The sequence below is a fragment of the Streptomyces sp. NBC_00250 genome (assembly GCF_036192275.1).
In the GTDB taxonomy this organism is placed as follows: Bacteria; Actinomycetota; Actinomycetes; order Streptomycetales; family Streptomycetaceae; genus Streptomyces.
Window position 1 is genome coordinate 8,933,754 of record NZ_CP108088.1, and the last position, 23,913, is coordinate 8,957,666.

Annotated in this window: 23 protein-coding genes and 1 tRNA gene; 11 read left to right on the forward strand and 13 right to left on the reverse strand. The window is 70.7% G+C overall.

Annotation, left to right across the window (positions count from 1 at the left end):
• Positions 1-289: 289 nt before the first annotated feature.
• The 3 genes from OG259_RS40195 (at position 290) to OG259_RS40205 (ending at position 3,546) form a co-directional block, all read left to right on the forward strand.
• A complete protein-coding gene (locus tag OG259_RS40195; protein WP_328946776.1) occupies positions 290-940 on the forward strand; it encodes a DUF4360 domain-containing protein in 651 nt (216 codons plus the stop codon).
• 324 nt (positions 941-1,264) lie between these two features.
• Positions 1,265-2,413 carry a tetratricopeptide repeat protein gene (locus tag OG259_RS40200; protein WP_328946777.1) on the forward strand — a complete coding sequence of 383 codons (1,149 nt, stop codon included), beginning with the start codon at positions 1,265-1,267 and terminating at the stop codon, positions 2,411-2,413.
• An 80-nt stretch (positions 2,414-2,493) separates the two neighbouring features.
• Positions 2,494-3,546 carry a polyprenyl synthetase family protein gene (locus OG259_RS40205; protein WP_328946778.1) on the forward strand — a complete coding sequence of 351 codons (1,053 nt, stop codon included), beginning with the start codon at positions 2,494-2,496 and terminating at the stop codon, positions 3,544-3,546.
• A 100-nt stretch (positions 3,547-3,646) separates the two neighbouring features.
• Here OG259_RS40205 and OG259_RS40210 read toward each other — a convergent pair whose 3' ends face one another.
• Positions 3,647-4,243 (reverse strand): SixA phosphatase family protein, encoded by a 597-nt coding sequence (locus OG259_RS40210; RefSeq protein ID WP_328946779.1) that lies wholly within the window; start codon positions 4,241-4,243, stop codon positions 3,647-3,649.
• Positions 4,244-4,405: 162 nt separating this feature from the next.
• Between OG259_RS40210 and OG259_RS40215 the strand changes: the two genes are divergently transcribed.
• On the forward strand, positions 4,406-5,122 hold the full coding sequence (locus OG259_RS40215; protein ID WP_328946780.1) for an esterase/lipase family protein: 717 nt from the start codon (positions 4,406-4,408) through the stop codon (positions 5,120-5,122).
• A 52-nt stretch (positions 5,123-5,174) separates the two neighbouring features.
• Here the strand turns inward: OG259_RS40215 and OG259_RS40220 are convergent, their stop codons facing one another.
• Both OG259_RS40220 and OG259_RS40225 read right to left on the reverse strand, forming a co-directional pair.
• Entirely contained in the window at positions 5,175-6,404 is a 1,230-nt protein-coding gene (locus tag OG259_RS40220; RefSeq protein ID WP_328946781.1) for a PP2C family protein-serine/threonine phosphatase, read from the reverse strand.
• Positions 6,405-6,823: 419 nt separating this feature from the next.
• Positions 6,824-7,429 (reverse strand): hypothetical protein, encoded by a 606-nt coding sequence (locus OG259_RS40225; RefSeq protein ID WP_328946782.1) that lies wholly within the window; start codon positions 7,427-7,429, stop codon positions 6,824-6,826.
• 493 nt (positions 7,430-7,922) lie between these two features.
• Here OG259_RS40225 and OG259_RS40230 point away from each other — a divergent pair.
• A tRNA-Met gene (locus OG259_RS40230) sits at positions 7,923-7,996 on the forward strand.
• A gap of 228 nt (positions 7,997-8,224) precedes the next feature.
• Here OG259_RS40230 and OG259_RS40235 read toward each other — a convergent pair.
• The 3 genes from OG259_RS40235 to OG259_RS40245 form a co-directional block, all read right to left on the reverse strand.
• Complete coding sequence (locus tag OG259_RS40235) at positions 8,225-8,605, reverse strand: FKBP-type peptidyl-prolyl cis-trans isomerase (protein ID WP_328947321.1); 381 nt, start codon at positions 8,603-8,605, stop codon at positions 8,225-8,227.
• Between the two features lie 295 nt (positions 8,606-8,900).
• A complete protein-coding gene (locus OG259_RS40240; RefSeq protein ID WP_328946783.1) occupies positions 8,901-9,443 on the reverse strand; it encodes a 2'-5' RNA ligase family protein in 543 nt (180 codons plus the stop codon).
• A 182-nt stretch (positions 9,444-9,625) separates the two neighbouring features.
• On the reverse strand, positions 9,626-10,477 hold the full coding sequence (locus OG259_RS40245; protein ID WP_328946784.1) for a LysR family transcriptional regulator: 852 nt from the start codon (positions 10,475-10,477) through the stop codon (positions 9,626-9,628).
• An 81-nt stretch (positions 10,478-10,558) separates the two neighbouring features.
• Here OG259_RS40245 and OG259_RS40250 point away from each other — a divergent pair, with 81 nt between their 5' ends.
• The gene (locus OG259_RS40250) at positions 10,559-11,053 is read left to right on the forward strand and encodes a cupin domain-containing protein (protein WP_328946785.1); all 495 of its coding nucleotides are present in this window, start codon (positions 10,559-10,561) and stop codon (positions 11,051-11,053) included.
• 167 nt (positions 11,054-11,220) lie between these two features.
• The gene (locus tag OG259_RS40255) at positions 11,221-11,580 is read left to right on the forward strand and encodes a DoxX family protein (protein ID WP_328946786.1); all 360 of its coding nucleotides are present in this window, start codon (positions 11,221-11,223) and stop codon (positions 11,578-11,580) included.
• Positions 11,581-11,603: 23 nt separating this feature from the next.
• Here the strand turns inward: OG259_RS40255 and OG259_RS40260 are convergent, their stop codons facing one another.
• Both OG259_RS40260 and OG259_RS40265 read right to left on the reverse strand, forming a co-directional pair.
• On the reverse strand, positions 11,604-12,266 hold the full coding sequence (locus OG259_RS40260; RefSeq protein WP_328946787.1) for a response regulator transcription factor: 663 nt from the start codon (positions 12,264-12,266) through the stop codon (positions 11,604-11,606).
• The gene (locus OG259_RS40265) at positions 12,241-13,413 is read right to left on the reverse strand and encodes a sensor histidine kinase (RefSeq protein WP_328946788.1); all 1,173 of its coding nucleotides are present in this window, start codon (positions 13,411-13,413) and stop codon (positions 12,241-12,243) included. The genes OG259_RS40260 and OG259_RS40265 overlap by 26 nt, the downstream gene beginning before the upstream one ends.
• A gap of 175 nt (positions 13,414-13,588) precedes the next feature.
• Here OG259_RS40265 and OG259_RS40270 point away from each other — a divergent pair, with 175 nt between their 5' ends.
• Positions 13,589-15,859, forward strand: coding sequence for an MMPL family transporter (locus tag OG259_RS40270; RefSeq protein WP_328946789.1), 2,271 nt, complete (start codon positions 13,589-13,591; stop codon positions 15,857-15,859).
• Positions 15,860-16,111: 252 nt separating this feature from the next.
• A complete protein-coding gene (locus tag OG259_RS40275) occupies positions 16,112-17,659 on the forward strand; it encodes a serine/threonine-protein kinase (protein WP_328946790.1) in 1,548 nt (515 codons plus the stop codon).
• 124 nt (positions 17,660-17,783) lie between these two features.
• On the opposite strand, the gene OG259_RS40280 is transcribed toward OG259_RS40275, so the two are convergent.
• From OG259_RS40280 to OG259_RS40295, 4 genes are all read right to left on the reverse strand, one after another.
• Complete coding sequence (locus OG259_RS40280) at positions 17,784-18,083, reverse strand: hypothetical protein (RefSeq protein ID WP_328946791.1); 300 nt, start codon at positions 18,081-18,083, stop codon at positions 17,784-17,786.
• 139 nt (positions 18,084-18,222) lie between these two features.
• The gene (locus tag OG259_RS40285; protein WP_328946792.1) at positions 18,223-19,887 is read right to left on the reverse strand and encodes a helix-turn-helix transcriptional regulator; all 1,665 of its coding nucleotides are present in this window, start codon (positions 19,885-19,887) and stop codon (positions 18,223-18,225) included.
• Positions 19,888-20,100: 213 nt separating this feature from the next.
• Positions 20,101-20,232, reverse strand: a complete 132-nt coding sequence (locus tag OG259_RS40290; RefSeq protein WP_328946793.1) for a hypothetical protein — start codon at positions 20,230-20,232, stop codon at positions 20,101-20,103.
• 24 nt (positions 20,233-20,256) lie between these two features.
• Positions 20,257-21,303 carry a GlxA family transcriptional regulator gene (locus tag OG259_RS40295; RefSeq protein ID WP_328946794.1) on the reverse strand — a complete coding sequence of 349 codons (1,047 nt, stop codon included), beginning with the start codon at positions 21,301-21,303 and terminating at the stop codon, positions 20,257-20,259.
• Positions 21,304-21,491: 188 nt separating this feature from the next.
• Here OG259_RS40295 and OG259_RS40300 point away from each other — a divergent pair, with 188 nt between their 5' ends.
• Positions 21,492-22,472: an NADP-dependent oxidoreductase gene (locus tag OG259_RS40300; protein ID WP_328947322.1), complete on the forward strand. Its 981-nt coding sequence runs from the start codon at positions 21,492-21,494 to the stop codon at positions 22,470-22,472.
• Between the two features lie 181 nt (positions 22,473-22,653).
• Positions 22,654-23,430, forward strand: a complete 777-nt coding sequence (locus OG259_RS40305) for a carbonic anhydrase (protein ID WP_328946795.1) — start codon at positions 22,654-22,656, stop codon at positions 23,428-23,430.
• Positions 23,431-23,499: 69 nt separating this feature from the next.
• On the opposite strand, the gene OG259_RS40310 is transcribed toward OG259_RS40305, so the two are convergent.
• The gene (locus OG259_RS40310; protein WP_328946796.1) at positions 23,500-23,907 is read right to left on the reverse strand and encodes a hypothetical protein; all 408 of its coding nucleotides are present in this window, start codon (positions 23,905-23,907) and stop codon (positions 23,500-23,502) included.
• Positions 23,908-23,913 lie beyond the last annotated feature (6 nt).

Sequence of the window (23,913 nt, forward strand, 5' to 3'; positions counted from 1 at the left end):
GCTGGCTGCAGTCCTGCCTCGGCGTGCACGCACCCCTAGCATTCGACCATCCCCGCTCACAACGGCGGGGTGGCCGGACAGAGTTCATTCGCATGATAGTTCAACGATTGCCGGTTGGACTACCCCGCTGCGTACTTCCGGCCTTCCCGATCCCTCGCACCAGGTCTCCACCGCAGTAGGTCCGTGACGGCCGCCGCCCTTGAGCGTGGCGCGCCGCAACCCAGCCCGTGGCGCGGACGCACCCGTGCGTCCGCGCCCGTCGGGAACCGAAGCACCGGATGGGAGAAACATGAGAGTTCCCCTGCTCGTGAGCGGGGCGGTCGCCGCCCTGTTCGCCTCGGCCCTGCCCGCCCAGGTCGGCCCGTCGTCGATCGTCGACCCGCCGCCGGACAAGATCGTCATCGACATCGCCACGGTGAACGGATCCGGTTGCCCCCTGGGGACCGCCGCCATCGCGGTGTCCGAGGACAACACCGCCTTCACCGTCACCTACAGCGAGTACCTCGCGCAGGTGGGCGGCGGCTCGTCCCCCACGGCGGCCCGCAGGAACTGTCAGCTGAACCTTCTCGTACACGTGCCGCAGGGCTTCACCTACGCGATCGCAAGCGCCGACTACCGGGGCTACGCCTCGCTCCAGCGCGGGGCGAGCAGCACGGAGAAGGCCTCGTACTACTTCCAGGGTTCACCGAACACCGCCTCCCGCACGCACACCTTCCGGGGCCCTTACGAGGACAACTGGCAGGCGACGGACGACACCGACTGGGCACAACTGGTGTGGGCGCCCTGTGGCGTTCAGCGCAACTTCAACATCAACACCGAGCTCCGGGTGAACGTCGGCACGTCGAACCCGAGCACCACCAGCTACATGACCATGGACTCCACGGACGGTGACATCAGCACCGTCTATCACCTGGCGTGGAAGGAGTGCCCGGACGACTGACGCGCGCGGCGGTCGCGGCGCACCGACGCGCCCGGCCGCCGACCGGCCCGGACCCGACGGCCGGCTCCGATCCGCTCCGATCCGTCGCCCCGCTCTGATCCGCCGACCCGCCGGCCGCCTCCGATCCGCCGGCCGCCTCCGACCACGCGTCGGAACCGTGCCGATGTACGTCTCGCTGAGGAGCTCCGACCACCGCCTAGTACTTGAGGATGACCCGATGCCCGTACTGAGACGGACATTGCTACCGATGGGGAACCTGGCCCGGAGACAGACGTCTTGATCCTCGCGTCGGCTTGATCGTCGAGTCGACCTGAGGAGGTTCTGATGGCAGGTCAGGTGACGGAGAGGCCGGCGATGGCGTCGGCGCCGGAGTACCAAGGGGCTCTGGGGTCGCTGTCGGTGAACGCCTCCCTGCCCGAGGTTCTCGCCCGTGGAGTTCAGGAACTCCGGGCGGCGGAGGAGGCCGGGAACCGGCGGGAGGCGGCACGCTGCGGGCTGGCCGTGGCGGAGGCATGCCGCAGGCTCGGGCGGATCGAGGAGGCCGACCGGGCGTGGAAGGCGAGCTACCGGGCGGCGCGTTCGGTCGGTCACGAGGGGGCCATGGCGTGGGCGCTGTGGAGCGGCGGCACATTGGCCCGCCAGCGTGGTGCGCTCAGGCTGGCGTACCGGCTGCTGGGGCTCGCAGCCGAGGCCGGTGAGCGGGGCGGGGACGTCGTCGTGCGGGGCTACTCGCTGGCGGGGCTCGCCGAGACCGGTCGCATTCAGGGCGACTACGAGGCTGTGGGGAGGCTGCACGAACAGCTGCTGGCCGAGGCCCGCCGCCGCGGCGAGGCCCGGCACACGGTCTGGGCACTGGAGGGCATCGCCCAGATGCACCGCAACACCGGCTCCTACGACCAGGCCCTCGCCCTCTTCGAGGAGGCGGCCGAGACGGCGTCGCGAGCCGAGGACCGACGTGGGTGGGCATGGGCCCTGCGGGGCATCGCCGACGTGGTGTCCGTACGGGACGGGGACGTGGAGCGGGCCCTGTCCCTGTTGTCGCAGGCGGAAGAGGCATGCCGGGAGATACGGCTGACCGGCGCGCTCGCCTACAACCACAAGATGCGCGGCAACGTGCTGTACCGGGCGGGCCGTTACGAGCAGGCCCGTGAGCTGTACCAGCAGGCCCTGGAGGAGTTCCGCGAGATGGAGGAGCCACGGGGGACGGCGCTGTCGAGGCTGGGACTGGTCAAGGCCGAAGCCCGTCTGGGCCGTGACACCGCGCACACTGCCGAGGAGCTGGCCGACCTGCGCACGACGCTGGACCGCATCGGACTGAGGCACGCCCGCGACATGGTGGACAAGGCCGCGGCCGAGCTGGGTGTCGGCACGCTGCCGGACCACAACGGAGACGGAGAAGGGGCAGTCGGACCGGTGCTGCCGGCAGTCGGCGCGGAAGCCCTGCAGAAGGCCGACGTCGGGGGGCTGCGGTGAGCCTCCTCCCGACGTCCGCCCGGGCGGTCTGCTCGCCTACCAGTGGGTCGCCGGGCGCCACGGCCGTGGCCGTTGCCGCGGTGAGTACCTCTCGTACTCACGAGACCTCGGCGACCGTTCTCCTGGGGCGATGCCGTGAACTGGTCCGGCCCGCGCTGGTGGACGCGGTGGGCCGGTTGCACCCCTGGACCGGTGAGATGGCGGCGTACGCGCTGGGCTGGGCCGATACGGCCGGAGCCCCGGACCTCGGCGGATCCGAGGGCAAGGGGGTGCGGCAGGCGCTCGCCGTGCTCGGGGCCGAGGCCGTCGGCGCGGACGGCGCCGACGCCGTCCCGGGCGCCGTGGCCGTCGAACTCGTGCACACCTTCTCCCTGCTCCACGACGACATCATGGACGCCGACGCCCTGCGCCGGCAGCGCCCGGCGGTGTGGAAGGCCTACGGGACCGGACCGGCCGTCCTGGCAGGCGACGCCCTCCTCGCCCAGGCCGTGGCGACCCTGGCGGAGGCCCCGGGCCATCACACGGCGGCTGCGGTACGGCACCTCTCCCGCACCCTGAACACGCTGGTGTCCGGCCAGGCGGAGGACCTGCGCTTCGAGGAGCGTCCGTGGTCGGGGCCCGGAGCGGTCGAGCCGGAACAGTACCGGTCCATGGCCGAGCACAAGACCGGCGCTCTGCTGGGTGGCGCGCTGGCGCTCGGAGCGATCCTCGGCGGCGCCCCTGACACGACCGTGAGCACGCTCGAACGAGCCGGACGCCATCTCGGCCTCGCCTTCCAGGCGGTGGACGACATCCTCGGTATCTGGGGCGACCCGAGAGTGACCGGAAAGCCCGTCCACGCGGACCTTCGGCAGGGCAAGAAGACCTACCCGGTTCTCATCGCGCTGGCCGACGGAGGCAAGGCCGCGCACGAACTCGCGGTGCTGCTCGACACCGCGGAGCGGATCGACGGCGAAACCGCGGCATACGTCGCGGCGCTCGTGGAGGAGGCCGGCGGACGGACCGAGACCCGCGAGGAGGCGCGCCGACACCTGGACGCCGCACACCGCGCCCTGCGAGATGCGTCGCTGACGCACCCGGCATCGCGGGAACTGGACGTGCTGTTCACCCACTTGCTCGACCGCACCTGGTGACGCGTGCTGTCCTGGTGACGCATGCCGAGTATCCGGACCCGTCGGTGGGTTCTCTCGCGCCGGCCCGGCCCCCTGCGGGGTCGGAGGGTGAGAGCCGTGCTCAGGAGGAGTGGCGGACCCCGCGAGGAATCGCCAGGTCCGTCAGGAGAGCCTCGCCCGGGCGCAGGTCGGTCCACGTGCCGTACCAGGTCAGGACGGCGATCGCGGACGTGGGGAACTTGGTCCGTACGCGGTCCAGGACGTCCTTGTCCGCCCCCGCCGCACCGGCCGCTCCGTCCGCCCCGGCGGCGAGCAGCAGGATCAGGTCTTGGAAACCGGGGTTGTGCCCGACCAGGAGCAACGTCGCGACCTCGTCGGGTACGCCGTGGAGGACATCGAGCAGGTCCGGGCCGTCGGCCCCGTACAGCCGCGGGTCATGGCGGCTCGGCACAGGGCTGTCCAACTCCGCGGCCGCCAGTTCCCAGGTGTGGCGGGCGCGCCGGGCAGGGGAGCACAGGACGAGGTCGGGCAGCCCGCCGTTCTCGGCCAGGAAGCGCCCCGCGGCAGGGGCGTCACGCAGCCCGCGCGGGCCGAGGGGACGGTCCCGGTCGGCAACGCCTTCCGGCCAGGCGCTCTTGGCGTGGCGCAGCACCAACAGTCGGCGAGGTCGGCCGCCGACGGAGTCGATGTGTTCAGGGGACTCGGAGGAGAGCTGCACGTTCCCGAGCGTACGGGGTGGTTCGCCGAACGGCCATGGACGCCACGAGTACGTCCGCATGCCGTCGCCGCGCGTTTCACGACGTACGAAGGCTGTTCATCCGGGCCCCGAGGCCCCACCATGCTCCTGGCTACTCGTGCGTAACACGTCCTAGGGGGAAGTGTGTTGAAGCCCGGTTCCCGGATCGCAGCCAGGATCGCCGTTCCGACGCTCGCCGTCGTCGTCTCCTTGCTCGTGCCCCCTGCCGCGGTCCGGGCCCAGGCGCCCGTTCGGAGCGCGGTCGCCCGCACACCGGTCGTGTTCGTCCACGGCTACAACGCCGACCCTGGCGTATGGGGCGGTCTGCGGGAGGACTTCAAGGCCGAGGGGTACACGGACGCCGAGCTCTTCTCCTTCGGCTACGACACGCACCGGTCCGTGAACGAGGTCCTGTCCGGCGAGCTCGCCGCGTACGTCGAGGATGTGAAGCGGCGGACCGGCGCCGCCCGCGTCGACCTCGTCGCACACTCCTTCGGCAGTCTCGTCACCCGCTGGTACGCGAAGTACGACCCCGCCGGCCAGGCCGCGGTCGCCCACTTGGCCTCCCTCGCCGGCCCCAACCACGGCACCAGCACCGCATGGGCCTGTGCCCTGTGGGATCAGGCGTGCCGCGACATGACTCCCGGCTCGTACGTCCAGAAGAGTCTCGCGACGGGTGACGAGACGCCGGGCACCGTGCGCTACGCCACCTGGTGGTCCGACTGCGACGAGGTCATCAACCCCGACAGCAGCGTCCCCCTGACCGGCGCGACCAACAACGCCGCCGGGTGCCTCGCCCACAACGACCTCCTGGGAGACGACACAGTCTCCCAAGGCGTCCGCGCGTTCCTCCGTTCCTGAGCTGTGTCTTGCCGAGAGCCGGGCTCGCGGCTGATGCGGCCGCGTTCTCGGTTCACAGGCGGATGACGACGAGCGCCGTGTCATCGGTGCTGCCGTTGGCGCTCAGGAGGTCGGCGAGGAGGGCGTCGGCCAAGACCTCCGGGTTGTCTCGCCTGCGTCGTCGCAGGGACTCGGCGAGGCGGGCGAGGCCGACGTCGATGTCCTCCGCGCGGCGCTCGATGAGGCCGTCGGTGTACATGACCAGCGTCGCCCCTTCGCTGAAGGGGACGGATGCCTGGGGGCGGTCGACGTGTTCGGGGCGGGCGCCGAGCGGCGGGTCGGTCGCCCGGTCGAGGAAGATCACGTCGCCGCCGGGGGAGAGCAGTGCGGGCGGAGGGTGGCCGGCGCTGCTGTAGGTGAGGGTGTGGGTGCTCCAGTCGATGAAGGTCGTCGCCACGGTGGACGACTCGGCGCCCTCGACGGAGCGGGCGTAGATCCCGAGGACGTCGAGTGCTTGGGCCGGGCCATCGGCGACGAGCGTTGCCGCGCTCAGTGCGCTGCGCAGTTGTCCCATGACGCAGGCGGCGGTGAGGCCGTGGCCCACCACGTCTCCCACGGCCACCGCCATCCGGTCTCCGGGGAGGCCGACCAGGTCGTACCAGTCGCCGCACACGTTGAGGCCGCCGACCGCGGGGCGGTAGCGCACGGCCGCCCGATGGTGTCCGACGGGGCTCGGGGTGGGCAGCATCGCCGCCTGGAGGGCCAGTGCCACTTTGCGCTCCCGGGCGTGCGCCTTGCGCAGGCGCTCGTTGACCTCCTGCAATTCCCTGGAGCGCGTGTAGAGCTCGGCCTCCAGTCTGGCTGCCTGGGTCGTGCCTCCCAGACCGCCACGGGCCCGGATGAGGGGAGTGATCTCCTCCACCCGGTGCACGATCAGCACCACCTGGTCGTCGGGGTCCAGTACGGGTGCGTTGACCGGGCTCCAGAAGTGCTCCTGCCAGTGGCCGGGCCGCTGGGCGTCCTCGATGTCGTAGCGGAGCAGAGCCATGGTGTCGCGCTCGCCGGTGGCGACCACACGCAGCATCGACGCCTCGGTCTCCCGCATGCCGGCGGCCGCCGAGTCGTTGGGGTTCTCGGGAAAGGCGTCGAAGATGTAGCGGCCGATCAGCTCCGCAGGGGAACGCCCGGCGACGCGTGCGAAGTCCTCGTTGACATCGACGTACACCAGGTCGGGCGTGAGCAGTGCGACCATGCCGGGCAGGGCCTGGAACACGGCTGCGTAGTCGACCTGCTGTTCGTTCATTCCGCTGCCCGTCCCGATCGACCGCCACCGTGTGCCGTTCCACGATAGGAGGAAACGTGCGACGGCGGCCGAAGTCCAATGCTGTGCGGCGTCGGGCCGTCACCCGATCGGCCCCATGGCGGTACGGCAAGGCGGCCGCCGGGAGCCACCGGAACCCGCTTCCCACCGAACGTCAGGAAGTGATCCTGACCCCCGTCATGCACAGCCACTTCGCCGACCACGGCACCGTAGCCGCCACGCACGACAAGATCATCGGAGTGGCGGGGTCCTCGAAGACCGTGGCCCACCACCACGACGACGTTCGCGAAGGCCTGCTCGCACCTGTGCTCGACGGCGTACCGGGGGCTGGATGCTCGACGCGCCGCACTCCATCAGCGGCAGCACATGGTCCACCCGCGCATGCGTCCGGGCGTCACGTCTCAAGGTCGTAGCCCGACGTGTTTGAGGGCGATCACGCTGAGGTCGGTGATGGCTTTCCGGTCCCCCTGACGCCAGGCATCGGCCCATCCGCCCGGCGGGACCGGCAACTTGGCGAGCGCGGCTGGAGGACCGGTGAGAGCGCGCAAGGCGAGCAGATCGGCGCCTCCGGGAGCCTCGGCGAGGCGGCGCAGGGTGCTGCTGCGCCGGATCCAGAGCAGGCGCGGCGGCAGCCACAGCAGCAGGACGAAGAACACCGGGATGACGATGAGGGCCGTCGTGATCACGTTGGCGACCTGGCTGACGGCTTCCTGCAGCGACACCCCCGCGTCGGCGAATCCGGAGCTGGCGTCGGCCGCGGACTGGAGCGGCCTCTGCAGGACGCCCCCGATGAGCGGTACGTCCGACGCCGCGTCTCCCGCGTTGCCGAGCCCCTCGGCGAGGCGGTCACCGGAACTTTCCACCCTGCGCCCCGGTTCGGCCAACAGCATGATCGTCTCGCGGACGACGAGTGCTGCCCAGACCACGGCGGCGATCAGGGCCACGGCGATCAGGTCGACGAGCACCTGGAGGTTCCGACGTGCGGGTGTCTGGGCGTAGAAGCGCAACGAATGACTCCCGTTCGAGTCGCGGCGTCGAGGAGGTCCGGCCGCCCAGGCCGCGGGGCAGCCGACCGGTCGTCCGATTCAACTCTTCCACCGCGCCTCCCGGGCAAACGTGCGACACACGCGACACGCCGATGCTCACCATCGGCCTGGCGAGGTCGACTCCTCACGCTGCACTGCTCGCGACCGGTCGGGCCAGAAGATCGACAAGGGAAGCCGGAAGGACACCGGTCCAGTGAGGGAGTCCCGACGGACCGGCGCCCGGTCCGGGTGCCGTCGGCAGACGGAGACTTGCTGGTACGACCCGCCCCGGTCGTCGACGAGCTCGCCCTGGCCATGACCGGGGCTGAAGAACTTCAGGCCGGACGCGGCGAGGGCGGGGATGGAGTGACCCTGGTGCAGGTAGACCCACGAGCCGTTCCGGCGGGCGTCGCGGTAGAGCTTCGCGGCATGGTCTCGAGTGGTGCCGTGGATGGCGTAGTGTTGGTCCTACCGACGCGGGGTGGAGCAGCTCGGTAGCTCGCTGGGCTCATAACCCAGAGGTCGCAGGTTCAAATCCTGTCCCCGCTACTGAAGTCGCATGAGGCCCGGATCCTGTGGATCCGGGCCTCATGCATGTACCTGCACCTCAAGCCTTGCATCCGGGTGGAGCCACTTGACCGCTCCTCAAGGTGTTCGACGGCTGAGGAGGCCGGGCCGGGGCCCGTCCCACGGGACGTCGGTCGCAGGACGGGCAACCCGCACAGGCCCCGAGCGCGACAGCCGCCGCCGGAGAGGCCGGGCAGGAGCAGGCTTGCCTCAGATGGCGACCGAGAGCAGATCCACCACGAAGACGAGCGTCGAACCCGCCGGGATCAACGGCGAGGGCGACTGGTTGCCGTAGCCGAGACGCGGGGGAACGACGATCTCGCGCCGACCGCCGACCTTCATCCCCCTGATCCCCCGGTCCCAGCCCTTGATGACCCTGCCACCGCCCACAGCGAACTTGAACGGCTGGCCCCGGTCCCAGGAAGCGTCGAACTCCTTCCCGGACTCGAAGGTGACTCCGACATAGTGAACCTGAACCACCCGGCCAGGCTTCGCCTCGGCCCCGTCCCCGACGACCAGGTCCCGGGTCGTCAGCTCGGTGGGAGCGTCTCCTTCCGGAAGGTCGATCTCGGGCTTCGTCAGTTCACCCATGGCAGCCTCATCACTCTCCGCCGGAAGCCCTCGTACGGACCAGCCGGGCGCATGGTCACTCCACGCAGCAGATGGCCACGCTACCGACAATGCCGTTCCCTGGAGCACGACGAATCGAACCGAGCACGGCGCTGAGCTGGCAATCCGCACGATGGTCGGCATCCGGCCCAGCCACTTGCGCCCGAGCCGGCGGGCGGACAAGCGGCCACCCTCGACCACCACGCCGACGGTGAAGATCTCCGGCCGCCGCTCCGGGAGGGTCTCGGTGGCCGGGCTGATCGTCATGCGTCCGGGACTACAGCCTCTGGAGGAGGCTGTCCGGCGAGCCGCCGAGGGGCACGGTCAACCGAGCCCGCCAGCCTTCCTCCGTCAGCACCACCAGCTGGACCGCCGTCGCACGGGTGCGCAGCGGCAGCAGGCTGCCGACCGCAGCGCGTACTTGGGCGGCGGCCGTCGGGTCGTCTGCGCCCAGAGCGACCGTGACATGGGCGGCGGGTCGCTCCCCGAAGCGGCCCTTGTACGGGCGCACACCGGGCCACTGGGCGCGGAACGCATCGACGACCGGTTGGAGTCCCGGAACGGCGACGGCGACGAAGCCGGACGCCGTCACCACCACCTCCAAGAGCAGGTCAGCTGCCGGAAACTTCGCCGCGAGGGAACGCACGCTCTGCTCGTCCTGATCCGTAAGCGTCGATTCCGGCACGAACGGGTAGAGGAGCGAGACGTGCGCCGGCACCCCACGACGTACCAGAGCCGGGTCGATCCGCCATGCCGCATCGAGAAGCGGCGCGGCATCGGGCAGGACAATGACGACGGCAGTGGTTCCTGGCTCTGGCACGCCATCATCATTGCAGGTCAGGCGCGGGCCCCGGCACAACCGGACTCGGTAGTTCGAGGCGGGTGGGAGCGGGGTTCGCGGCGGGCCCGATCACCCGGTGAGCGCGAGGTGTGCGTGTGGGCGACGGCCTGGACGGTGTGGAGGGCGTGGAGCGCGTGGGGGAGGCCGATGCCGCGATCGCGTCAGCGGCGGTACGCGGCTGTCGCCGTCTCGATGAAGGATCGGATCAGCGGGTTGGTGTCACCCTCGTTCCACACCGCCACCACCCGGCTCGGCGCCATGTCGATCAGCGGCACCACGGCCAACTCCGCGGGCAGGTCGTGTCCGAGTGGGGCCAGGCCGACCGTGCCGTTCCACAGCACGGCCTGCAGGCATTCCTGGACGGCGCGCACCACCGGACCCTCGCGCAGCCTGCCGCCGTTCCAGTACGACTGCCAGACGGGATCGGTCCCCCGCGGGAACTGGAACCAGCGGCGGTCGCGCAGGTCGGCCAGCCGTAGCCGGTCATGGTGGGCCAGCGGATCGTCGGCGCGCAGGACCACGCCGACCGGATCGCTGCGCAGCTCACGCACCGTCAGGGCGGTCTCGTTGAACGGTGCCCGAGTCAGGGCGACGTCGACCAGTCCGGCGCGTAGCCCGCAGGTGGGGTCGGTCAGGTCGGTGTCGCGGACGCGGATGTCGATGCCGGGGTGGCGTCGGCGGTAGGCAGCCGCCAGCCTGGCCACTCCCGGGTCGGTGCCGTCACCCAGGATGCCGACGGTCAGGGTCGCGACACCGGCCGCCGCGCTCACCCGTACGCGGGCGCGGTCGGCATGGTCGAGCAGGGCCCGCGCCTCGTCGAGCAGCACCACGCCGACCGGGGTGAGCGTGACACCGGCGGGCGAGCGGACGAACAGCAGGGCCCCGACATCGGCCTCCAACCGCTTGATCGCCCTGCTCAGCGGTGGCTGAGTCATGTGCAGTCGGGTGGCGGCCCTGCCGAAGTGGAGTTCCTCGGCGACGGCCACGAAGTAGCGCAAGATCTGTAGCTCCACGCTGCAACGATACCCGCTGGGTATCGACGTACGGGGATAGGTCTTGGACAGCCACGGGGCCGCGGCGATGCACTTGCGGGCATGACCGACGTAGCGAAGACCAGCGAGTCGCAGGCAGACCCCTCCGTATCGGTGGTGGGACCTGGCGACGGAGAGACGATCGTCCTGGGCACCACGCGCATGCGCATCCTCGAGGACGGCGGCCGCACCGGGCACCGCCTCGCGATCGCCGAGTCCGTCCTCGCCCCGCACACGCAGGGACCGCCGCAGCACCGCCATGCCCGGCACGACGAGGGCTTCTACATCCTCTCCGGAACCGTCCGGTTCACCGTCGGGGACGAGGACCACGAGGCCACCGCGGGCACGCTCGTGATGGTTCCACCAGGCACGCCGCACACCTTCGCCAACCCGACCGACCAACCCGCAGTCATGCTCAGCACGTTCACCCCCGACCTGTACGTGCAGTACTTCCGAGACCTCCAGGACATGAACGCCGACGGCCGGCCGCTGACGCCACAAACCAACATCGACGCGATGAGCCGCTACGCGACCGAGCCCGCCACCGACTTCACCTGAAGCCGACGGGACGGCTCGGCCGTACTCCTCCCCATCTGCAGGGCCGGGGCTCGGTCGCCCTTCGGTGGCCAGCCTCCTCCGATCACGGACCGCGTCTTCGGCAGGGCTTTTCCCGCAATCGACTCAAACGACTGGCCCCGAGAACCGGCGGCCCATGAACGGGAACCATGAACATCGCCTATGTGATCGTCGCCGGACTGCTCGCCCTCTTCTACCTCTACGCGGGTGCGATGAAGGTGATCCGAAGCCGTGACCGACTCCGACCGATGATGGCCTGGGTCGACCGCATACCGCTGGCCGCCACCAGGGCGCTGGGTGTGGTCGAGATACTCGGTGCGACCGGGCTGATCCTGCCGCCGCTGACCGGCATCGCTCCCTGGCTGGCTCCCGCCGCTGCCATCGGGTTCGTACTCCTGCAGACCGGTGCGGTCGCCGTCCATCTGACCGGCGAAGACGACCGGATCACACTCAACATCGGGCTCATCGCCGCCGCAGCCGTGACCATCTGGCTGGCCGCCGGGCTGTGATCAAGCACGGCCCGGCACCCGGCTCAGGTTCCGGGGAGGATGCGGCGCGTCTCGTAGGCCCACATCGCGATCTCGACCCGGTTGCGGGCGCCGAGTTTGGCCATCAGGCTGGCCAGATGCGTCTTCACCGTGCTGAGGCTGATGTGCAGCGCGTCGGCGATCTCGGTGTTGGTCAGCCCGCGGGCGACGGCGAGGAGCACCTGCTCCTCGCGGGCGGTGACGGGGGAGACCGGCTGGGCCGCGGGCCGGCCGGCGGGCAGGTCCGCGAACGCCTGGAGCAGACGGACGGTGACGCTGGGCGCGATGAGCGCCTCCCCGTCGGACGCCGACCGTACGGCCTGGGCCAGAAGGTCCGGTCCTGTGTCCTTGAGGAGGAATCCGCGGGCGCCGGCACGCAGTGAGCCGTAGACGTACTCGTCGAGGTCGAACGTGGTGATGACGACCACGGCCAGCGGGTCGGCGACGCCCGGGCCGGCGACCAGCCGGGTGGCCTCGAGCCCGTCGAGTACGGGCATGCGGATGTCGAACAGGCAGACGTCGGGGCGCAGTTCGCGGGCCAGACGTACCGCTTCCTGTCCGTCGGCTGCCTCGCCGACCACCTCGATGCCGGGCTGGGCGTTCAGCATGATCCGCAGCCCGGTGCGGATGATGGCCTGGTCGTCAGCGACGAGGACGCGGATGGGCACCGCTCTCGGTCCTCCCTCTCGGCAGTTCGGCTTCGACATGCCAGCCCTGGTCGGCGCCGGGGCCGGCTTGTAGTGTGCCGCCGAGCAGCGTCGCGCGCTCGCGCAGTCCGGTAAGTCCGTATCCCTCGCGACCCCGGCCGGTGCGCCGGCCGTTGTCCCGCACGCTCACCCGTACCGTGTGCCGTTCCGCGGCGACCCGGACGACGACCTCGGTCGCGTCGACCGCATGGCGCAGCGCATTGGTCACCGACTCCTGCACGATCCGGTAGACGGCGGCGTCCACGGCCGGTGGCAGCGTGTCCAGTTCGCCGTCGAGCCCCAGGTCGACCCTGAGGCGACCACCCGGGGTGCGCACCAGGCGCTCCAGATCCGCGACGCCGGCGGGCGGCGCCAGCTCGGCGCCGGCCTCGCGGTTGCGCAGCGCGGCGACCATGGCGCGCATCTCCTCCAGTGTGCGCGCCCCTTCCTCCTCGACCCCCTCCAGCGCCTCGACGGCGGCGGACGGGTCGGTGCCCGCGAGCACCCGGCCCGCCTGGGCGCTGATCACCATGGCCGAAACGTGGTGGGCCACCGTGTCGTGCAGTTCCCGGGCGAGCTGCTCACGCTCGCGGGAGCGCACCTGCTCCAACTGTCGCTCGCGAGCGGTCCCCCAGAACCGCACGACGGCCCCGATCAAGCCGGGCAGCCACAGAAAGACGAAGCCCCCGACCTGTTCGGCGGCCTGGGTGTCGTCCGCGACGACCCCCAGCACGAAGGCTGTGAGGATCACCGCGCTGCCCAGCACGATCTCCCGTCCCGATCCCCACCGGGGCAGCGCGTACACCAGCACGAGCACGACCATGCTGGTGTCCAGGCCGACGTGCTCGCGCGGTGCGGCGACCAGCGAGGCCAGCTGGAGCAGGATCACCGAGCCGAACCCCAGCGTGACCATCGCCAGTGGGCGGGTCCGGCGCCACAGGGGCAGCAGGCACAGCCATACGGCGAACACCACCGCCACCGGCCGCCACACGACGTTCTCGCGCAGGGTGGCCTCCAGCGCCACAGCGCCCAGGCTCGCGGCGAGCAGCGCCCAGTCCCGCCACACCCGGGCGGGCGCGTCGGGCGGCCGGGGTTCGGTCCACAGGGTTCGCAGGTCGTCTCGCAGCACGGTTCTCAGCTTAGGTGCCGCGCCGTGCCGCGCATCGGCCGAAAGTACGGGGTGTCACTCGGCCCCGGGGCCGACGGATCCGCGGCCCGCGAGCCGATGCCGCGGAGCGCCGCGGCGAGGAACCTCGGCATCGGAGGCCGTACAAGGACGGCCGACGAGGTGGTTGGAGGACCCGATGCTCTCGAAAGCCCTGTTGCGCCTGGGCACAAGCGCCGCCCGCCATCCCTGGCGGGTGATCGCGGCATGGCTGATCGCCGCCACGCTTGCGGTCCTCGCCGCGATCGCCATCGGCGGGCGGACCGCGGACTCGATGACCGCTCCGGGACTGGACTCCCAACGGGCCGCGCAACTGATCGAGCGGGCCGGCACCGGCCAGGAGGGGATGACCGCCCAAGTGGTCGTCACCCCCCTCGACGGCGGTGCGACGTTCTTCGGCCACGACAGTGCGCGCACCGCTCTCACGCGGCTGCAGACCGAGGTGAAGGGGCTGCCGCACGTGCTCGGCACGAGCGACCCGGCGGGGGCACTCGGCGCGGGCGGGGACACCGCCGTGCGCGGCGGCCTTGTCTCGGCCGACGGGCGGATCGCGGTCGTCCGGGTGCAGTACCCCGACCAGAGCCGGCTGTCGGCCGAAGACCTCGACGCCCTCGTCGATCTCGGCGACCGGCTGCGCGCCGAGCTGCCCCTGCGCATCGAGATGGGCGGGAACCTCTTCTACGCCTTCTCCGACCCCGACGGCGGAGCGAGCGAGCTGATCGGCCTCCTCGCCGCGGCCACGATCCTGTTCCTGGCGTTCGGTTCGCTCGTCGCCGCCGCGCTGCCGATCGGCATGGCGGTCTTCGGGCTGACCGTCGGGGTCGCCACGATGACGGTACTGGCAGGGGTGACGGACGTCCCGACCTTCGCCCCTGTCCTGGGCAGCATGGTCGGGCTCGGAGTGGGCATCGACTACGCGCTGTTCGTGCTCGCCAGGCACCGGGAGTACCTCGCGCGCGGGCTCGATCCCCGCGAGGCGGCGGGGCGAGCGGTGGCCACGGCGGGGAGGCCCGTTGTCTTCGCCGGCGGCACCGTCGTCGTATCGATCCTCGGCCTGGCGGTCGCGAACGTACCGTTCATGACGGTGGGCGGGATCGCCGTCTCGATCGTCGTTCTGATCATGGTGATCGCGTCGGTGACGCTGCTGCCGGCCTTCCTCGGCGCCGCCGGCCCACGCCTGGCCCGGGCCGGCCGGATCGGCCGCGCTCTGCAGACCAGGAAGCCGGGCCGACTCGCACGGCGGCGGGACCCGGCGGCAGGCGCCGCCCACGCCGCCGGGTGGCGTCGCTGGATCGGGCACGTCAGCCGGCACCCGGTGCCGTACGCGGTCGGCGCGGCGGGGCTGCTGCTGACCGCGGCGCTGCCCGTGCTCGGCCTGCGCGTCGGCCTGCCCGACGACGGCTCACTGCCCCACAGCCGTACCGAGCGCCGGGCCTACGACCTCGTCGCCGAGGGGTTCGGCCCGGGCACCAACGGTCCCCTCGTCATCGCCGCGGACCCCACCGGTGATCCGGGAGTGCTGGACCGAATCGTCGCAACGGTCGCGGCGGATCCGGGCATCGCATCCGTCGCGCCGACGCACATCGATCGGGCCACCGGCATCGCGACCCTCGTGGTGTTCCCGACCACCAGCCCTCAGGACAAGACCACGGCCGACACCATCGCCCGGCTGCGCACCGACGTGCTGCCCACGGCGATCGGGCACGGCCCGGCCAGGGCCCACGTCGGCGGCGCCGCCGCGAGCCTGTCCGATGTGGGCCAACGCACCAGCCAACGCCTGCCGGCGTTCGTCGCCGCCGTGCTGGCGATGTCGTTCCTGCTGCTGATGCTGGCCTTCCGCTCGATCCTCGTACCGCTCAAGGCGGTACTGCTGAATCTGCTGAGCATCGGCGCGTCCTACGGCATCATGGTCGCGGTCTTCCAGTGGGGCTGGGGAGGCGCACTCATCGGGCTGGAAGCGACGGTTCCGATCGTGTCGTTCATCCCGATGTTCCTCTTCGCCATCCTGTTCGGCCTGTCGATGGACTACGAGGTGTTCCTCCTCTCCCGCGTACGCGAGGAGTACCTGCGCACCGGCGACAACCGCACGGCGATCGTCGAGGGCGTCTCGGGCACCGCCCGGATCATCACCTCGGCCGCCCTCATCATGGTGGCGGTCTTCCTGTCCTTCGCCGTCGCCGAGGACCCTTCCACCAAAATGTTCGGGCTCGGCCTGGCCACCGCGATCTTCATCGACGCCACGGTCGTCCGCATGGTGCTGGTACCGGCGACCATGACACTCCTCGGCCGGACCAACTGGTGGCTGCCGAAGTGGCTGGACCGGATGCTTCCCCACGGCCCGGTCGGCACCGACGACACCGACGCGGAATCCACGGGTGAGGCCCCGCGTCCACGGCTGGTCGACCGTTGACTCAACTCCTGCCCGCCCTTGGCGTCCGGCACCTCGGCGCGTCACCTGGACGAACGAGTCCGATGCCTGACGGTGTATCCGGGATGCGACGTCGACCGATACATGGCCATGTCGATCGGTAGCCGACCAGGCCGCAGCCCGACAGGCCCGCGTGTGCCGGATTGAAGGAGGGGCCAGGGATTTCCCTTTGGCCGACCGTGCTGGCCATACCCTGGTGAATGGCCGGCACGGCTTTGTCATCGGGGGTGGCTGGTGGAGCGCGGAGAGCTGATCGCGGGGCGGTACGAGTTGGAGAAGCGGCTGGGGCGGGGCGGTATGGGGGAGGTGTGGGCCGGGCGGGACCGGATGCTGCACCGGGATGTCGCGGTCAAGATGCTGGTGCTGGACGAGGGGGTGCACACGGATCTGCCGCGCCGGTTCGAGCGGGAGGCGGTGGCCGCCGCGCAGATCAGCCATCCGAACGTGGTCGCCCTCCACGACCGAGGAGTCCACGAGGACCTGTGGTTCCTGGTCATGGAACGGGTCGAGGGTGCCAATCTCGCCGAACACATCCGCGATGAGAGTTCCATGGACGTGGCCCGCGCTCTTCAGATCGCCCAGGAGATCTGCGCGGCCCTGGTCGCCGCGCACCAGGCGCAGGTCATCCACTACGACATCAAGCCGCACAACGTGATGCTCACCCCCGACGGCCGGGTCAAGGTGGTCGACTTCGGCATCGCCGGGTTCATCCAGAGGGCCTTCACCCTCGCCCACTCCTCGCAGCTCGCCCCTGCCGGCACGCCCGAGTACGGCGCGCCCGAGCAGTTCCTCACCGAACACGGCGACGTGCGCTCGGACCTGTACGCCCTCGGCAGCGTCCTCTTCGCCATGCTCACCGGCCGTCCACCGTTCACCGGGCAAACCGGCCTCGCGATCATGCACCAAAAGCTCGCCGAGGACGCACCCTCACTCGGCACACATCGGCCCGAGCTGCCGCCCGCGGTGATCCAGCTCGTCACTGAACTGCTCCAACGCGACCCCGACCAGCGTCCCCAGACGGCAGCAGCAGTCCACGAGCACCTGGGCCGGCTCCGCACCGCCCTCGACACCCTCGGCACCTCCGACGCGACCACCCTGACCCGGGTGCCGTCTCGCATCACCACCCCGCCGCCCACCCAGCGGCAGCCCGCAGACGACGGCCCCTTCGAGATTTCCTGGACCGGCCGGGAGCCAACCACCGACTACGCACGAATGACCAGTGCGCACGTCTCGCGTGTGTGGCGGGTATCTGCGGTTCTGTGGGCGATCACGGCAGGCGGCCTCGGCTATGCGCTGGCGGACGGAGCCTTCCAGCGGGAGGAGAGCAGCCCCACTCCGGGGAGCTTGGCCGGGTTGGCGGGTGTCATCGCCGGGATATTCGCGCTCGTGTATCTCTTAGTGTTGGTGCTTAGCGTGGTCAGGAGGCGCTACGAGCGGGAGAGGCCTCCTTGGTCCCTCAGCGTCGGTCCGCACGGCATCGTCGCCACTGGTGCCTTCCGCCGTGCGGTCGGCTGGGATCAGATCCAGATGGTCACCGTGGAGGCGATCCCATCCCACATGCCGTACGACTACAGGGCGCTGTATGTTCGCTCCACCGACGCCGCCAACCTTGCCAGCGCCCGTCCAGCGGGCTGGGCCTACCCCAGCGGCATCTACCGCCGGCCGGACCGCCGCATCCCGCTCTGCGTCCTCGGACCCATGACCGAGCAGCAGCACTCGGAGTTCACTGACGCCCTCATCCGCTACGCCGGCGCCCTCTGGCATCCGGAAGCCGGCCACTGACCTGTTGAAACTCGGGCAGCACAGCGATCCCATGGCCGCAGCGATCTGGCGTAACCACACGACCGGCGCCCCCATCACGCGGTCGCTCATCGCATTCGATCAATGAAGACATCGGACTTGTTCGCTAGTGGGTGACCGGCGCCGGAGACTGCTTCAGGCCCAGTGGACGGTCGGCGAAGGCCTTCTCGGAGTCGACCTCGTAGCAGATGTTGATGCTCGAGTCCCCGAGAGTCGTGTCGACGAAGCGCTGGACGTCCCCGACGGACTTCGTCTCGTAGAGGCACATCGCGGCGGATCCGTCGACGTGCGGGAAGAACTGCAGCACCCGGGTGCCGTCGGGTGCTCCGGTGCCGCTCATCAGGGCCTGGCCGCGGGGATAGGCGGTTGCCGGGTTCACGATCTGGTGCTGGACCACGACGTACATGCTGTCCTCCTCGGTTCAGCGGCACGTCATGCGGTTCCCCTGCGGTGGCGTGTCGTGTCGTTCGGACGATTCGACACTAGGCCTGTGGTGGCGGGCGTCGCATCGCGCGTATTCACCAAGCAGTCAGCGACCGGGATGGTCATTCCTGACCATCGGCTCTGACGAGGCCGTGCTCCAACGCCAGGGTGCTCGCCGCCGTCCGCGAGGAGACGTCCAATTTGGCGAAGATGTTCTGCAGGTGCCGTGCCACGGTGTGCTCGCTGATCCCCAGAGCGGAGGCGATCTGCCGGTTGCTCGCGCCGCTGACCACTTGGCGGAGCACTTCGAGCTCGCGGGCCGAGAGACCGTGGGTGTCCGGGGCCGGCCCGCCACGAGCGAGGGAATCGACATGAGCGACGTCCGGCCCGGCTTCGAGCTCGGCGAACACGGCGCGAGCCGCCTGGAGCTCCAGGGCGGATGTGTCGTCGTCACCGAGCGAGCGGCAGGCGGACGCCACAAGGACGCGCGCCCGGGCGGCTTCGTACGGCGCCCCGAGCTCCTGCCACGCGTGCCACGCACGCCTCCCTGCCGTGAGGGCGGCGTCGGCGTCGCCCTTCGCCAACGCCACCGAGGCAACGCTGTGCGCCGCCATCGCACGGAGCACGTCGCTGCCCTGGTGCTCCGCGATCGCCTCGATCTGGTGGGCAGCCTCAGCCGCACCGTCGACGTCGGGGGCGGCCCCGGCCAGCATGATCTCGACGTACGCCGGAAGCAGAGCCGCTCGCTCCAGTTCCCGGGTGTACTCGGAGACGGCACGCCGGATCGTCGCCGCCGCGGCCTCGTCGTTGCCCTGTGCCAGCCGCAGCAGCGCGAATCCGGGCTGCGGCTCGAATCCGCAGCGGTTGGCCTCCCGGTACGCGGCGTCGGCCTCGGGCAGGCGACCCCGCAGCCGGTGGATCTCGCCCTGCCGGTAGAACGCCTGACCGCAGGCGATCTGGTTCAGCACGCCCCGCGCGAATCGTTCTGTTGCCCGGCGGGCCGCATCGAGCGCGGCGGGCCAGGCGCCGCTGTACTGCAGCACCTCGGCCCGATGCACCAGACACAGACCGTTGTGGGCGATCATCTGCGGCTGCCGTTCGCACCACTGGGTCAGGGCATCCGTCCACTCACGCTCATGACGCAGATCGAACAGATCGCGGCAGAAGACGATGGTGTTGCAGTAGACGATGCCGCTGACGATCGGCGAAAGCGCACCGGACTCGACGACCACGAGCGTCTCGTCGACGAGGCGCATGCCCTCGCTCACACGGCCCAGGTTCACCAGGGCGCGGCCCTGCTCGTCACGTGCCAACCACATCAGGTCCACGTCGCCGAACCGCTCGCCGATCTCGGCGGCCTCGGTCACCGTCGCGTAACCAGACTGCCAGTCACCGCCACCCATCTGGCTCAGCCACACGGGGATGAGGAGGTATCCGCGTTCGACGCAGTCCCGCCCGTCGGCCTTCAGGAGGCGCTCGCCGAGCGAGAACCAGCCGCTCGCCCGGGCGCCGTGCCCCCGGAACAGCATGCTGTGGCCGATCCAGACGGCACAGCGGACGGCACGGGGTACGTCGCCGGCGTCCAGCCACAGCGCGTGCGCGCGCTCCAGCCCCGCCACGTACTCGTCGTCGCGGCCCAGCATGTACGCGGACCTCGCCAGTAGCTCCAGGTCAACGGGCCCCAGCGGTGTCGCCGCGTCCACGGCCCCCAACCCCTCGAACGCATCGAGCCAGGCCGCCGCGGCGTAGTACGCACGGCCGCGGGCAAGATCGGTGTCGGTGTCCACGAGGCGAGTATCGACCCGTTGCCGCACGACACCACGGGTCAACGCTCCCAGGGCGTGTTATGCCGTGGCACGGGGCAAGGAGCAGCCCGGGCGGATCGAAGGTCGCTGGGTCAGCCTGGTCGGCGCCGAAGACAAGCCCGCTCAAACGGACGTGCCTCAGATCATCGAATCGTGGGTCTCGACAGATCACCGAATCGCCCGTCAATCAGATCATCAGGTCATCGGATCGCCGGTCGGTCGGATCACCAGATCGCCGATCTGGAGCACGCACGCGGTGGCGCCACGGTTACCGAGGTCGAACAGGCCCTGGGCCACGCCGAGGTGGCCGAGGCGGCTTCCGGTCACCCCACCCCATCCCGCCGCCCCGCCTCACCCCATCCCGCCCCGTTCCGCCCCCGCCCCGGCAGCCCACTCCGATGCCGGCCGGGATTCCCGGGTCAGGTGGTCGCCGGTGTCGGGCGTCGGGCGGAAGGTGCGGCGATAGGCCTGGGGTGTGGTCCCGAGGGTCGTGTGGAGGTGTGTGCGTAGGGATACACCCGTGCCGAAGCCTGCGCGGTCGGCGACGAGATCGACGGGCCAGTCCGTGGTTTCCAGCAGGTGCCGGGCCAGGTCGACGCGCCGGCGGATGAGCCACTGGCCGGGACTCATTCCGACCTCGGCGCGGAAGCGCCGGGTGAAGGTGCGCACGCTCACGTTGGCGTGGGCGGCCATGGCGGCGAGGGTGAGGGGTTCGGCGAGGTGCTCCATGGCCCATGCCTGGGTGGGGGCGGTGCCGGCTGCGGTGGGGTCGGGGACGGGGAGTCGGATGTACTGGGCCTGGCCGCCGTCGCGCCAGGGAGGGACGACGCAGGAGCGGGCGACGTCGTTGGCGATGGCGCTGCCGTGGTCGCCGCGGACGATGTGCAGGCACAGGTCGATGCCGGCGGCCACTCCGGCGGAGGTGAGGATCTCGCCGTCGTCGATGAAGAGGACATCGGGGTCGACGCGTGCGGTGGTGAACATGCGCTGCAGGCGGTCGGCCTCGCGCCAGTGCGTGGTGGCGCTGCGGCCGTCGAGCAGTCCGGCTGCCGCCAGCACGTAGGTGCCGGTGCAGATGGCCACGATCCGGGTTCCGGGACGGATGGCGGCCAGCGCCTCGCGCAGGGGGTCGGGCAGGCGCCCCTCCTCGCGGATGGGTCCCAGGGTGTGGGAGGGCGGAATCACGACGGTGTCGACGGCGGCCAGGAGGCGGGCGTCGTGGGCGACGGTGATCTCGTAGTCGCCCTCCGTGCGGACCGGGCCGCCGTCCAGGCTGCATGTGGTCACCCGGTAGAGCCGGTTGCCCGCGTCGTCGCGGGCGGCGCCGAAGATCCGCGCGGGGATGCCGAGCTCGAAGGGGAAGACGCCGTCCAGGGCCAGAACGCCAACGTGGTGCATGGCCCGATCCTTTCACTCCCTGACCATCGGGCCACTACGAGGGCGGTGCCCGCCCGGACAGTCTTGGGGCGTGCCGAGCCGAACGGCACGAGCGGACAAGAAGCACCGGATGAGAAGAGCACGTGATCATGGACAAGCCGACCACCACCACGACGATGCGAGCCGTCTCCCGGGACGCCGCCACGACCATGCGAGCCGTCTCCCGGGACGCCGCCACGACCATGCGAGCCGTCTCCCAGGACGCCGCCGGAGCGCCGGACGTTCTCCGGCTCGTCGAGACGCGGCGCCCGGTCCCCGGACGTGGCGAGATCCTGGTCCGCGTGCATGCGGCGGGCGTGAACCCGGCCGACTGGAAGACCCGCCAGCGGGGAGTCTTCGCCGACGGCAGCAGGCCGCCGTTCACGCTCGGCTTCGACGTCGCCGGGGTGGTCGAGGCGATCGGCGACGGAGTGACGCTCTTCCAAACCGGCGACGAGGTGTTCGGGATGCCGCGCTTCCCGCACCCGGCGGGCGCCTACGCCGAGTACGTCACCGCCCCGGCCCGCCACTTCGCCCCTCGCCCCCACGGCCTCACCCACGTACAGGCCGGCGCCCTGCCACTCGCCTCACTGACCGCGTGGCAGGCCCTGGTGGACACCGCGAACGTGCAGCCCGGCCAGCGCGTCCTGATCCAGGCGGCCGCCGGAGGCGTCGGCCACCTGGCCGTACAGATCGCCAAGGCGCGCGGAGCGTACGTCATCGGCACGGCCAGCGCCGCGAAGCACGGGCTGCTGCGCTCGCTGGGCGCCGACGAGACGATCGACTACCGCACCCAGGACGTCGCCGAGACCCTTCGCGACGTCGACATCGACGTCGTCCTGGATCCCCTCGGCGGCCTCGACCGGGCCCGCTCCCTACGAACGCTGCGCCCGGGCGGCACACTGGTGTCGATCCTGCCGCTGGACGACACCTTTCCCATCGAGGAAGCCGAACTCGCCGGAGTTCGGGCGGTGTTCATGCTCGTCGAGCCCGACCACGCGGGGCTGCGCGAGATCGCCTCCCTGGTCGAGAACGGCCGCCTGCGCGTGATCGTCGACGAGGTCTTCCCCCTCGAAGAAGCAGCCCGGGCCCACACGCTGGGCGAGACCGGTCGCACCACCGGCAAGATCGTCCTCACCGTCACCCCCTGACCCGGCACGGCTCGGCCACTGCCCTGCGAGCGGCCGATCCGCACGCTCCCCATACCTCCCGAGGTGGGGGAGCGGGCCCTCGGGCGGCGTGGCGTCAACAGCCGTCAACAGCCGTCAAAGACGTTCTGCGCATTGAGCAATGCGCAACCGGGGCGGCCTCACAGGGCCGTACGTTCCTCGGATGACTCCTTCTTCTTCTGAACCACACATATCCCAGAGCCCTGCCACGGCCGCTTCCTCCTCGCGTCGCACACTGCTGCGCACCGCCCTCGCAGGAGCGGCGCTCACCGCAGGGTCCTGGGCATCGGACCTCCCCGCGGCGTCGGCAGCACCTCCGGTGAACGAGAAGCCGAGACCCGCCACCCCCGCAGCGGCATTACGCGAGTTGAACGCGGGCAACCGTCGCTGGCGCACCCACCACGAGCGCCACCCTCACGAGACGCTCGCCGTACGGAGGGAAATGGTCTCCGGACAGCATCCGTTCGCCGTCATACTCGGCTGCATCGACTCCCGTGTCCCGCCTGAGCTCGTCTTCGACCAGGGCTTGGGCGATCTGCTCACCGTACGATCCGCGGGAGAGGTCCTGGACGAGGCGGTGCTCGGCAGCGTGGCGTACGGAGTGCTGGAACTGGACATCCCGCTCGTCGTGGTCCTCGGACACCAGTCGTGCGGCGCCGTCTCCGCGGCCGTCCACGCGGAGCAGACCGGTGAGCGGCTTCCCGCGCACATCCAGTACATCGCCGACCAGATCAAGCCCGCGATCGACCACTCGCACGAGGGCCCCGCCCGCATCGACGCCACCGTCTCGGCGCAGGTGCGGCGCGTGCGGTCACAACTCGCCGCGGAGCCCGACCTCGCGACGAGGATCACGGCGGGACGGCTGGCGATCGTCGGCGCGCGATACGAACTGACCAGCCAACTCGTCCATCCGGTCGACCAGGTGCCGGACCGTCACTGAAAGGCCGAGGGCGGCACCCGCGATACGGGTGCCGCCCTCACCTTTGTGTGTCTCCGCAGCGCCGAGGCGTCAGAAGAGGTTTCCCGATTCCGTCGGGAAGTCCGGTGGCCAGGGCCCGTCGTACAGCGACTCCCGGTCGCCCATCAGCGCGTACTCCGCCTCCCGCCAGTCCGGCGGGCTACCGATGACGAAGCTGTCGCCGTCAGGGTCCAGCATCCAGGTGTAGGCCGCGTCTTCAGGCTTCAGCCCGTGCCGCTCCGCCAGCACCGCGAACTCCTGCGGGCCGGCGCGCCGGATGTGCAGGCCGTTGCGGTAGTAGGGCTGCAGGAGCATCAGCCTCACGTGGCCGACATGCACCTCGATGTGGGTCGAGGTCCCGTCGATCAGCGTCGCTTCGCTCTGCAGGATGAGCTGCCGGTGGGACGGGTTGAACCCGTGCACTCGGAACAGCCTCCCGGTACGGATGAACTCGGTCATGCCCGA